The 11,846-nt window shown below is 70.8% G+C and carries 11 protein-coding genes; 4 read left to right on the top strand and 7 right to left on the bottom strand.

Annotated elements, in window-relative coordinates; translation table 11 throughout:
- Positions 1-326 precede the first annotated feature (326 nt).
- From BMX74_RS22585 to BMX74_RS22575, 3 genes are all read left to right on the top strand, one after another.
- Positions 327-1,304 (top strand): hypothetical protein, encoded by a 978-nt coding sequence (locus tag BMX74_RS22585; protein WP_091102545.1) that lies wholly within the window; start codon positions 327-329, stop codon positions 1,302-1,304.
- 414 nt (positions 1,305-1,718) lie between these two features.
- Positions 1,719-2,204, top strand: coding sequence for a SigE family RNA polymerase sigma factor (locus tag BMX74_RS22580; RefSeq protein ID WP_256257134.1), 486 nt, complete (start codon positions 1,719-1,721; stop codon positions 2,202-2,204).
- Entirely contained in the window at positions 2,201-3,376 is a 1,176-nt protein-coding gene (locus BMX74_RS22575) for a hypothetical protein (RefSeq protein WP_091102541.1), read from the top strand. The genes BMX74_RS22580 and BMX74_RS22575 overlap by 4 nt, the downstream gene beginning before the upstream one ends.
- 34 nt (positions 3,377-3,410) lie before the next feature.
- Here the strand turns inward: BMX74_RS22575 and BMX74_RS22570 are convergent, their stop codons facing one another.
- Entirely contained in the window at positions 3,411-5,012 is a 1,602-nt protein-coding gene (locus tag BMX74_RS22570; RefSeq protein ID WP_091102538.1) for an FAD-dependent monooxygenase, read from the bottom strand.
- Between the two features lie 303 nt (positions 5,013-5,315).
- On the opposite strand from BMX74_RS22570, the gene BMX74_RS22565 reads away from it, so the two are divergent.
- On the top strand, positions 5,316-5,750 hold the full coding sequence (locus BMX74_RS22565) for a nuclear transport factor 2 family protein (RefSeq protein ID WP_091102537.1): 435 nt from the start codon (positions 5,316-5,318) through the stop codon (positions 5,748-5,750).
- A gap of 633 nt (positions 5,751-6,383) precedes the next feature.
- Here BMX74_RS22565 and BMX74_RS22560 read toward each other — a convergent pair.
- From BMX74_RS22560 to BMX74_RS22535, 6 genes are all read right to left on the bottom strand, one after another.
- On the bottom strand, positions 6,384-6,674 hold the full coding sequence (locus BMX74_RS22560) for an MTH1187 family thiamine-binding protein (RefSeq protein ID WP_055506936.1): 291 nt from the start codon (positions 6,672-6,674) through the stop codon (positions 6,384-6,386).
- Between the two features lie 180 nt (positions 6,675-6,854).
- Positions 6,855-7,184: a hypothetical protein gene (locus BMX74_RS22555; RefSeq protein WP_055506937.1), complete on the bottom strand. Its 330-nt coding sequence runs from the start codon at positions 7,182-7,184 to the stop codon at positions 6,855-6,857.
- A gap of 10 nt (positions 7,185-7,194) precedes the next feature.
- Positions 7,195-7,872 carry a uracil-DNA glycosylase gene (locus tag BMX74_RS22550; protein WP_055506938.1) on the bottom strand — a complete coding sequence of 226 codons (678 nt, stop codon included), beginning with the start codon at positions 7,870-7,872 and terminating at the stop codon, positions 7,195-7,197.
- A gap of 69 nt (positions 7,873-7,941) precedes the next feature.
- On the bottom strand, positions 7,942-9,405 hold the full coding sequence (locus BMX74_RS22545) for a M1 family metallopeptidase (protein WP_091102534.1): 1,464 nt from the start codon (positions 9,403-9,405) through the stop codon (positions 7,942-7,944).
- 164 nt (positions 9,406-9,569) lie between these two features.
- Positions 9,570-10,469, bottom strand: coding sequence for a carbohydrate ABC transporter permease (locus BMX74_RS22540; RefSeq protein ID WP_055506940.1), 900 nt, complete (start codon positions 10,467-10,469; stop codon positions 9,570-9,572).
- The gene (locus BMX74_RS22535) at positions 10,466-11,842 is read right to left on the bottom strand and encodes an ABC transporter permease (RefSeq protein ID WP_091102531.1); all 1,377 of its coding nucleotides are present in this window, start codon (positions 11,840-11,842) and stop codon (positions 10,466-10,468) included. Before BMX74_RS22535 ends, BMX74_RS22540 begins: the two co-directional genes overlap by 4 nt.
- Positions 11,843-11,846 lie beyond the last annotated feature (4 nt).

The following is an 11,846-nucleotide window of genomic DNA, read 5'->3' as shown; positions in this document are numbered from 1 at the left end:
CCACCCAGCCACCCAGCCACCAACCCGTCCACCCACCGGCCCACCCCGCCGCCGCCGCCACCCCTTCCCCAACGCCCTGCCCCCCGCGCCCGATCCGCACCGCACAGCCAAGCGTTTGGTTGTCTGCGAGTCGGGGGCCGACCAGGGCTTGTGACAGCCTCCGAGGAAGCGGACCACGGCTTGCCCACAGGAGTCAGCACCCCGACCAGCGCTCATCCACAGGAGTCAGCACCCGACCAGCGCTCATCCACAGAACGCCATTCGACCCTCCGCCCCACCCCGCCGATTCCCGATCCTGGACGCCTCACCGACCACGGAGGCCCCAGATGAAGATCATGCTCACCCTGCCGAGCACACTGACCACCACGTTCGTCGTCGCGATGGAGCACCTGAGCTTCGATGCCGAGTCGTTCGTCCCCTGGCGTGTCGGCGGCCCGCACGGTCGCACCGCGACCGTCTCACTCGCGTCTGAGTCCCTGAGGGTGACCCACCACCCTTCCCCCTGGAAGCCCGTCGGCATCGACCTCCCCGACACCGAGCGCACCCGCCTGCGCCGGATGAGACAGCACGTGGTGGTGTCGTCCACGGCGTCCCCTCACGAGCTTCCAGGCTCCGTCCAAGCGGCGCGCGCCGTGGCCCGCGCGGTCGCCGCCGAGAGCGCGGGCCTGCTCATCGACCCTGTGATCGGCGGCGCCGTGCCGGGCTGCGAGCGCTGCGCCGCCGAGCCGCCGAACTTCCGCCTCGACGACGGCTGGCTCGCCTGGGACACCCAGGTCCACGACTCCGCCACCTGCCCGCCGTGGGACCCTGCAGGCACGGGCACCTGCGCCTGCCTGCGCGTCACCTCGCGCGGCCTGCGCCGCTTCGCGCTCCCCGAGATCACCATCGACGGCGCCGCCTGCGCCCACAACCTGTGCGCCACGAACCTCCTGCGCGCCGTCGCCCACCGTCTGGTCACCGACCACCTGGCGTTCACGTCCACCCACCCCCACGCCGCCGAACGCCCCCTCGACGACCACCTGGAGATCCAGCCGTCCGACCAGTCCTTCCTCTCGGGGGGCGTCGCCGGCCTGCCCTTCGGCGTACGGCTGACACCCTGCGACGACCTCGACGTCCTGAGGCAGGCGGGCGGCGTCCACCGTCTCAAGGTCGCTCCCACACCGGGCACCGGCCGCATCTCCTGCCTGCGCGTGGGTCCGCCCTCGGGCTTCACCGGCTCACTGAACGACTGGCTCTGCGCCACCCAGGGAGCGACCCGCACATCGCTCACCTCACCCACCCCTGCCAGAGCCCTGGCCGCCTGACAGCCGAACAAGCCGAGCCGAACACCGCCGGCGCCGGCGCACCCGCGTTCGCGCGAATCGACCGCAGCCGGCATCGGGCCTGGAGGCACGGCCAGTCCAAGAAGGGCGAGCCGACGTCAAGGCCGGGGCTCGATGTCACAGCGGGCGGAGTCCTCCTGCCTGCGGACGGCCAGACGGCCAGACGGCCAGACGGCCAGACGGCCAGACGGCCAGACGGCGAGATGGCGAGATGGCGAGATGGCGCGACGGTCCGACGGTCCTGACCGAAGATCATGGCTCCTGCGGCCACGTCGTCCACGCCCCGCACCAGTCAGGAAGTGCCCGCGAACCAGTTTCTCCGCCGCGTCGGAGATTCAACAGTCCGGCCCGCAGGGTGCTCTATCCCATGACGGACCCATGGAAAGGCAGAGCTCATTGGATGAGCGCTTCGAGGAGTTCGCGGCGCAGAGGGCGGACGCCCTGCTCCGCTACGGCTACCTCCTCAGCGGCAACCCGCATGACGCGGCCGACCTCACGCAGGAGGCCCTGGTCCGGCTGCACCGCGCCTGGCCGCGCGTACGCCACAAACAGGCGCCCGAGGCGTACACCCGCATGATCATGACCAGGCTGCACATGAGAACGTGGCGGCTGCGCAGGCGCGAGCGGCTCGACTGGGCACTTCCCGACACAGCGCGAACAGACCAGCCGCCCTCCGACGACGGTCTCTGGACGGCACTGGCCGGCCTGCCCAAGAGGCAGCGCGCCGTGCTGGTGCTGCGCTACTACGAGGACCTGCCTGACGAGGAGATCGCCGCCGTGCTCGGCGTCTCACGCGGCACCGTGCGCAGTCATGTGTCGCTCGGCCTGGCCAAACTCCGCGCCACCCTCCCCAACCCCGCAGCGAACGGGAGCTCCGCATGACCGACGAGCTGGAATCCTTTCTACGCACGGAGTTCGGGCACGCCGCCGAGCGCGCCCCGAAGGCGCCCCCGCGCCTGCCCTCCGAGGTGATCTCACGCTCGAACAGGCGCAGGACGCGCAGGAACGCGCTGGTGGCCGGCGTCTGCGTCACAGCGATCGCCCTCCCGATCGGCCTGATCTCCACGCGCGGCACGGCGGGCGGCGACGCCGCCACCGGCGCCGACGTCTCCAAGATCACCAGCACGCCGAGATTCCCTGTCAAGGACTACACGGGCGACGAGTTCCGTATCGGCGACGTCCTGCTGGTCGACAATCCTTCCCAGCGCCGGCCCATCTCGCTCTGGTACGCCAGGACCGACGACGGCGCCGCCCTCTGCAAGCGGGTGAAGAGCAGGACCGGTTCCGGCTCGGCGGAGTGCGGCCGGCCCCTCCGCGCCGAGGAGGCGACCGAGCAGGGCTCTACGGAGACCTTCCCCAGCCCGGCCACGGGTCTGCTGATGTACTTCGGCACGGCGCGCGATGGCATCGCCCGCGTGACCGCCCTCACCGGCGGGGGCAAGGTCACCGGGACGATTCACCGTCCCAAGGGCGCCCCTCAGGGCATCTGGACCGTCACCGTCCCGTCGGACACGAGGGTGACGGCGTACGAGTTCGCGGGCCGCGACGGGGAGACGATCACGCGCATCGACCGGCAGCAGGGCGGCGTCCCCCCGGAAGCCCGTGCCGAGCCGGTCGGAGCGACTGTGGAGATGCCGGGCAAGCTGGTCGTGGGCCTCTACGAGACACCGGACAAGACCCTGGTCTGGAAGCTGAACGGGCAGGCCGTCGGCCGCGTCCACTCGCTCACGCCGGGCGGCGCGGCGATCGGGAGAGGCGGCTCTGACAAACCCCTGATCGACATGGACGGCAGGCCGATGAACGTGCAACTGGGCGACCACAAGGAGCACTGGTTCGGCATCACGAGCACCAAGACCGCGCGCGTCGAACTCGTCTTCCCGGACGGCACGACCGTCAAGGCCCGAACCAGGCCGGATCCGTGGAAGGTCGGCGGCTTCCGCCTGTTCGCCGGTACGCAACGACACACCGATGACCTGTACCGCGACGGCTTCCGCATCATCGGCTACAGCAGGGACGGCGCCGAACTCTGGCAGGAGGACCACGGCAAATCATGAGCCACCGCCCGTCCTCGACGCCGGACGCGACGTGTCAGCGGCTGAGGATTCGGCGCAGCACCCGGTCAAGGGTGGTGACCGGGTCCGGGCCGGGGTGGGGCGAGCGCCAGGCGACGTACCCGTCGGGCCGTACCAGCACGGCGCCGCCCCCGCTGACGCCGTACCGTTCCCGCCAGCACCCTTCGACGTCCAGCAGTTCCTCGTTCACGAGGACGCGGGTGAGCCGCAGCCCGAGACGGTCCTTCACCACGCGGCCCGCGTCCACCCACGACTGTCCGCCCTGCTTGTCGGCCAGCAGCACGAAGCCCGAGCCGAACAGGTCGATGGTGGAGATGCGCTGGCCGTCCCAGTCGAGCACGACGTGCGGGGCGCGGCTGCCGGGCCGGCCGTTCGGCACACGCGGGTTCTCCAGGAGCGAGCCGTCGTCGCCGGGCTCCGCCAGGATCGCGGTGGAGTGGTACCGGCAGCCGAGCAGGGCGCCCACGGGGTCCTCAAGGGGTTCCGGGTAGCCGACGCGGGCGGCCGGCGGCATGCGTACGCCGAGGTTCGCGAGCTGGGCGTCGGCGGTGAGGGCGCCGATGGGGCGGCGTTCGGCGTCGTACGTGTCGAGGAAGCCGGGCCCGGCCTGACCGCTGATGACCAGCCAGAGGCGCCAGGCGATGTCGCAGCCGTCCTGCAACGCCGTGCTGCCGCCCTGGCCGCCGGTGGGCGGCATGGTGTGGGCGGCGTCGCCGGCCAGGAAGACCCGGCCTTCGCGGTACCGGTCGGCGACGTTGTGCGCCATGGCGAACGTCGTCTTGTCCAGGACGCGTACGTCCAGGTCGGGCACGCCGACCGCCACCCGTACGAGCTCGGCGCAGCGTTCCTCGGTGAAGTCGGCCTCGCTCTCGCCCTTGTCCGGGTCGTAGTTGACGCCCAAGACGTGGGCACCGACGCCGGTGCCGGTCACGATGACGCCGGTGAACACCTCGTTCTGCAGGTACCAGAGGGTGACCTCGCGTTCGCGCACCAGGCCGGTCAGGTCGGCGTCGAACATGATGGAGCAGGTCTTGCCGAGGTCGCCCTTCCCCGAGGTGGGGACGCCGAGCTTCTCGCGCAGCGGGCTGCGGTAGCCGTCGGCGGCCACGACGTAGTCGGCGCGTACGAGACTGTCGGTGCCGTTCGAGCGGATCACGGCGGTGACGCCGTCGTCGTCCTGGTCGAGCGAGATCAGCTCGGTGGAGAAGCGCAGGTCGGCGCCGAGATCCTCGGCCTTGACGCGCAGTACGCGCTCGATCTCGGCCTGAGGCGCGCCGATCAGCGCGGCCGGGGTGAGGTCGGCGAGGAAGGCCATCTCCTCGCGCTCGTCGTTGATGATCATCTGAGGGGTGGGGTCGGACAGGCTCTTGGCGATCGCGATACGCATGTTCTCGCCGATGCCCGACCAGATCCGGGTGAGCGCCTCCTCGACGCCGGGCACGGGCCGCAGCAGCTCGACGGCACGCGGGCCGACACCGAACGCCTTCGGCTGGACCGACGTGCCGGGGTGCCTCTCGACCAGCATGACGGGCACCTCGCGCCAGGCGAGGAGCAGGGCGGCACTGAGACCGGCGTACCCGCCGCCGACCACCAGGACCGGTACGTGTTCCTGCTTCATGCATCCACCTCCGAGTAGAACGCGTAGTATCGCGTCGTGTCCGCAGGGAAGACGATATGTCGCGTCTTCGGGATGGTCAAGACATATCTCGTTCTGTCCGCGTCCCACCTGACCCGGCCGCCGCACCTCCTGACCCGGCCGCCGCACCTCATGACCCGGCCCTCGCACCTCATGACCTGCGGGCGCCCCGCCCAACGCCGTGCCTGCCGTCTGTCAGCCGTGGCCGACGCTGCCGCCGGTGAGGTGCGGCCTTTACCTGAGGGGTAATCGACGCGCCGCACTTTCGGCCGCGAGAGTTGACGTATGACGAGTGACACCCGTGACGTTGTGGACGAATTGCTGCGCAGGATGGCCGAGGGCGATCATGAACGTACGGCGGAGCTGTTCGCCGAGTCGATCGACTGGCAGCTCTCCTGGCCGGAAGAGGGGCACCCGGCGGTGCCGTGGATCCGGTCACGATCCGGGCGGGACGAGGTGGCGGACCATTTCCGGTCGTTGGAGGACCACCACGTGACCGAGCTGAACGGCACGACGGTGACCCACATCCTGGTCGACGGGGCGCACGCCGTCGTGCTCGGGGAGATCGCGCAGACGGTCCGGGCGAGCGGCACCGCCTACACGTCGCCGTTCGCGCTGCACCTCACCGTCGAGGACGGGCTCATCACCCGTTACCACATCTACGAGGACAGCCTGACGGTCACGCGGGCCCTCACCACCGGAACCGACCCCGAGGACTGACGCGCCGACGCGTGCTGAGGGAGCCGGTTCTCACGGCCCTCAGCCACACTCAGAGGGCGCGGCCGAGGGCAACGACGGGCAGGAGCCACACGCCCCGTCGCACCCCCCGCGAGCCTCCAGTCGGGATGCACAGCCGGTCATGGCCAGACGAGCGGGCGTGTGCGGCCCGGTCATGGCCGAGGAAATCGGCATGTGCGGCCTGGTCATGCCAAGCAAGTCGGCATGTGCCGCCGGTCGTGGCCAGGGGAGCCGTCGTCGCACCCCGCCGCGGACCTTCTGGTCGGGTTCCGTGGGGGATGGGCTGGGGTGCATGGCCGGTCGTGGCCGGGCGAGTCGGGGTGCGCGGCCGGTCATGGCGAGGCAAGTTGGGATGTGCGGCCCGGTCGTGGTCAGGCGTGCGGTCGTGCGCGCCGAGGGCCTTCCGGTTGGTTCCGTGGGGGCTGGGCTGGGGTGCATGGCCGGTCGTGGCCAGGCGCGTCGGGGCGCGGCCGGTCAGGGCCGGACGCGTCGGGGTGGGCGGCCGGTCGTGGCGAGGCAAGTTGGGATGTGGGGCCCGGTCGTGGTCAGGCGTGCGGTCGCACCCCGCCGCGGGCCCTCCGGTCGGGTTCCGTGGGCGGGGCTTTCGGGTGTGGTTCAGGGGAGGTGGCGTTCCAGGGATTCGAGTTTGGTGGTCATGGCGTCCGTGACGCCTGCGCGCAGGTCCGCCTTGAGGACGAGGCTGACGCGGGGGGCCACCTCGGCCACCGCGTCCACGGCGCGCTTGATGACGTCCATGACCTCGTCCCACTCGCCTTCGATCGTGGTGAACATGGCGTCGGTACGGTTGGGGAGGCCGCTCTCGCGGACCACCCGTACGGCGCGGGCGACCGGTTCGGCGACGCCTTCGCCGACGCCCAGCGGCGTCACGGAGAATGCCACGATCATGCGTCATCACCTCGTGCTGGTCGCGTGCGAACGGGACGAAGCCCCAGGAATGTCCCCAGGAACGTCCCCCGCGAAAGAAGTCCCAGGAACGTCTCCCGGGAAAGAAGCCCCGGGAAAGTCTCCCGGGTGAGGGGGCGAGAAGCCACGACGCCGGCGACGAACGCCGTGGCCGTCGCCACGTCAGTGGTGGTGGTGGTCGTGCTCGTCGTCGTCCTCGTCCTCGCTGGGACCGTCGGACGGCTCGACTCCGAGCACGGCCTCGCGCGGCTCGATCTCGTTGATGTGCTTGACGAGCTGGAGCACGTGGTCGGGCTCGATCAGCCACTGCAGGGCGGACGCGCCGGTCTCGTCGGAGTTGACCAGCTCGGCCTGCTCGGTGCGCTCCTCCTCGCTGAGATCGGCGTCGGGGTGCCGGATCTCGGAGAGCGCCGCCGCCTGCAGGGCGTCGACGTCGAGCACCTCGACGGTCAGTTCGACCGTGAGGCGCAGGTACTTGGGTTCATCACTCATGGCGACGATGCTAGGGCAGCTTCCACTCGACCGGTGTCGCGCCCTGCTGGACGAGCAGCTCGTTGGCCCGGCTGAACGGCCGCGAGCCGAAGAAGCCGCTGCGCGCGGACAGGGGGGACGGGTGGGCGGACTCGACGCGCGGCACGTCGCCGAGCATGGGGGCGAGGTTGCGGGCGTCGCGGCCCCAGAGGATGGCGACGAGCGGCTTGTTCCTGGCGACGAGGGCGCGGATGGCCTGCTCGGTGACGGCTTCCCAGCCCTTGCCGCGGTGGGAGGCGGGCTTGCCCGGCATGACGGTGAGGACCCTGTTGAGCAGGAGCACGCCCTGCTCGGCCCACGGGGTCAGGTCGCCGTTGGCGGGGCGCGGCAGCCCGAGGTCGGTCTCCATCTCCTTGTAGATGTTGACCAGGCTGCCGGGCAGGGGCCGCACGTCGGGGGCGACGGAGAACGACAGGCCGACGGGGTGGCCGGGCGTGGGGTACGGGTCCTGGCCCACGATCAGCACCTTGACCTCGTCGAAGGGCTGGGTGAACGCGCGCAGGACGTGTCCGCCCGCGGGGAGGTACTGCCTGCCTTCGGCGATTTCCTTGCGCAGGAACTCGCCCATCTGGGAGATCTGCTCGGCGACGGGCTCAAGGGCCTGAGCCCAGCCTGCTTCGACGACTTCATGAAGGGGACGACCGGCCATGGCCGTGAAGCTTAGTCAGGTCTGGTACGGCTTGCGGCCGAAACCGTCCCGCAAGCCGTACCGGAATGATCACAACGTCGGTTTGCCGGGCTTGTGGAGCCAGGCGTCGAACAGGGCGGTGAGGGACCGGCCTGAGACGCGTTCGGCGAGGGCGACGAAGGCGGGGGTGTCGGCGTTGCCGTACTGGTGCTCGGTGGCCCAGGTGCGCAGGATCGTGAAGAACGCGCTGTCGCCGACGGCGCGGCGCAGGGCGTGCAGCGTCATGGCGCCGCGGTCGTAGACGGCGTCGTGGAAGAGGTCGGCGGGGCCGCCGGGGTCGGCCGGGGGCGTCTGCCAGAACGGGTCGTCGGCGGGCTTGGCGTAGGCGGCGTCGAAGGACGACTGCAGGGTCTTGCTGCCGGTCTTGTCCAGCCAGAGCCATTCGGCGTAGTTGGCGAAGCCCTCGTTGAGCCAGATGTCCTGCCAGCGGGTGGGGGTCACCGAGTCGCCGAACCACTGGTGTGCCAGCTCGTGGGCGAGCAGGCTCTCGCTGGGCACGACGGGGTAGATGGGCCGGGTCTGGGTCTCGAGGGCGTAGCCGACGTTCGGCTCGTGGTCGACGATCCCTCCGGTGGAGGTGAAGGGGTACGGGCCGAAGAGCGAGCTGAAGTAGCTGAGGACGGGCGCGTGGCGGGCGGCGAACCCGCCGGCCTTGCCGGCGAGCTTGGGGTCGACGGCGGTGATGACGCGGTAGCCGCCGATCCTGGTGTCGGTGAGCTGGAACTTGCCGATGGACACCGTGGCCAGGTAGCTCGCCATCGGCTGCCTGGCGTCCCACACGTAGGTGGTGCGGCCGTCGCGGGACGTGGACAAGACGAGGTCGCCGTTGGCGACGGCGGCCCGGTCGTCGGGGACGGTCACGGAGAAGCGGTACGTCGCCTTGTCGGTCATGTGGTGGTTGCCGGGGTACCAGGTCATGGCGCCCTGCGGCTCGTTGGCGTTGAAGACGCCGTCGTTCGTGCGGATCCAGCCGTCGCGGGAGCCGTCGGGGTCGAGGACGTGGGTGGGCTTGCCGTCGTAGCGGACGACGACGGTGAAGCCCTGCCCGGACGGCAGCGCGGCGGCGGGGGTGACGACGAGTTCGGAGCCGTCCTGGGTGAAGGCGGCGGGGGCGCCGTCGACGGTGACGGAGCGCACGGTGAGGGTGCGGACGAGGTCGAGGTCGAAGCGGCTGAGCGCCTGGGTGGCGCGCGCGGCGATGGTGGCGACGCCGTCGAGCTGGTTGGAGCTGGGGTTGTAGTCGAGCGCCAGGTCGTAGTGCCCGGCGTCGTAGCCGCCGTTGCCCTGGTCGGGGAAGTACGGGTCGCCCGCGCCTGGAGCGCCGGGGGCGCCGTCGAGCGCCGCGCCTGGAGCGCCTGGAGCGTCGGGGGCGCGGTCGAGCACTGTGCCGTGGGTGCCGCCGGCCGCCGTGCCGGGGGCGGCGTCGAGCGCCGCGGCGGGGGCGAGCGGCAGGGCGGTGAAGGCTGCCGTCGTGAGGGCGAGAAGGCGCTTCATGCCCACCCATGCTGACGGCGCAAGGATCGCGCCAGGGCACGATACGGCTACGGAGAGGTCACGGTCTCCGGCGCATCCGCAGGTCGGACGCGGTGCAGGGTGCCGCTGACCCGCGCCTGAGGCGGGCGCCCGCCTGCCCCCCTCGGCAGGCGGGCGCCCGCGGGCTACTTGACGGAGCCGGCCATCATGCCCTGGACGAAGTACCGCTGGAAGCCGAAGAACAGGACCAGCGGGATGAGCAGCGACAGGAACGCACCGGACGAGAGAATGTCAATGTTCGACCCGAACTGTCGCATCTGGGATTGCAGGGCCTTCGTCATCGGCTGGCTGCCGGTGTCGGCGAAGACCAGCGCGACCAGCATGTCGTTCCACACCCACAGGAACTGGAAGATGCCGAGCGAGGCGATCGCGGGCTTGCCCAGCGGGAACACGACCGACGCGAAGATCTTCCACTCGGACGCGCCGTCCATCCTGGCGGCCTCCAGCAGCGAGGCGGGGATGCCGACGAAGAAGTTCCTGAGCAGGAAGATCGCGAACGGCAGCCCGAACGCCACGTGGAACAGCACCACGCCGGGGATCGTGCCGAAGATCCCGATGCCGCCGTAGAAGGCGGCGACGGGGATCAGCGCGATCTGGATGGGCACGATGAGCAGCCCCACGACGACGAGGAACGCCGTGTCGCGGCCGGGGAAGTCCATCCAGGCGAAGGCGTACGCGGCCATGGCGGCGATGCCGATCACCAGGATCGTGGTGGGCACCGTGATGAGGACGGTGTTCCAGAACGAGGCGGTGAACCCGGTGGCCAGGAGGTTCTTGTAGTTCTCCAGCGTCAGCTCGGCGGGCTTGGTGAAGACCGTCCACCAGCCCTCGGCGTTGTTGACCTGCACCGAGCGCAGCGAGACGACGAGCAGGCCGAGGGTCGGCACCAGCCAGAACACCCCGAGCACGACCATGGCCACCTGGATCACGCCGCCGCCGAGGCGGTCGGCGATCCTGCTCGCCAGGCCCCTGCGCGGGGCGCCGACGCCCAGGTGGGGCGCCGCTCCTGCCGTGGTGGTGGTCATGCGTTCTCCCTCCTGAAGCGCCGGATGTTCATGATCATGAAGGGGAGGACCAGCACGAGCAGGAAGATCGCCAGCGCGCTGCCCAGGCCCTGGTTGCCGCCGCCGCCGAACGACACGCGCCACATCTCCAGCGCGATCACGTTCGACTGCGGCTGCACCGAGGGCGGCGCGATGATGAAGACCAGGTCGAACACCTTCAGCGTATTGATGATCATCGTCACGAAGACGACGAGCAGCACCGGCGACAGCAGCGGCACCGTGATCTTGCGGAACACCTGCCACTCGGTCGCGCCGTCGATGCGGGCCGCCTCCAGCGCGTCACGCGGGATGGCGGCGAGCCCGGCCGCGATCAGCACCATCGCGAACCCGGCCCACACCCACACGAACGCGCCGATGATCGCCGGTGTGATGAGCGTCTCCCCGAGCCAGGTCAGGCCGTGGAACGGCGCCTCGAAGTTCGACTTGGGGAGCCGGACCACGTACGAGCCGGCGGGCAGGTCCTCGAAGCGGAACGTGCCGTCGGCGGCCGTCGTGGTGGTCGCCGCCACCTCGCCGTCCTTGACGGCCTCGACCGTCATGCCGGGCAGGCCCCTCTCCTCGGGGTCCACGGCGCCGTTCCTGCCGCCGCCGCCGGGCGTGAAGTCGAACCACACGGTGCCGGACAGGCCCGCCCCGCCCGTCGGCGCGGCGGCGGGCCGGGCGCCGGCGGGCATGTTCTGCGGCTTGATGCCGACGATGGGCACCAGCACCGGCTGTCCTGGCTGCGCCGGCTGCCTGGTGACGACGGCGCCCCCCTCGGTGGCGACCTGCGACTGGTCGCCCTCGCGGGGCCGCGCGTCGGGGTAGCCCTGGGAGGAGGAGAACGTGTCGTGGACCGTGGTGAGGACGGCGTTGGCGACGCCCTTGTCCGGGTCCTCCTCGTAGACCAGGCGGAAGATGACGCCGGCGGCCATCAGCGAGACGGCCATCGGCATGAACACGATGAGCTTGAACGCCGTCGCCCACCGGAGGCGCTCGGTCAGCACGGCGAAGATGAGCCCCAGCGTGGTGACGACGAGCGGCGCGACCGCGACCCAGATGAGGTTGTTGCGGATCGTGGTGAGCATGCCGCCGTCGCTGAAGATGGTGGCGTAGTTGCCGAGGCCGACGAAGCCCGTGCCCGGGGCGTCGAAGAGGCTGCGGAAGATCGAGTAGACGATCGGGTAGACCACCCAGATGCCGAGGAGCACCGCGGCGGGGAGCAGGAAGGCGATGGCGACCGCCGGCGAGGGGCCGAGGCGTCGTCTCGTGCGGGGGGTGTCAGCCGGGCCCGCGGAGGACCCGCCCGTGACGGACACGGGCGGGTTCTGCGGGCCGTCCAACCGTTCGGTCACGGCC

Origin of the sequence: Nonomuraea pusilla (genome assembly GCF_900109355.1) — a bacterium.
Classification (GTDB): Bacteria; Actinomycetota; Actinomycetes; order Streptosporangiales; family Streptosporangiaceae; genus Nonomuraea; species Nonomuraea pusilla.
Note: the sequence above shows the minus strand (reverse complement) of the source record. Positions and strands in the feature narration are given on the sequence as shown.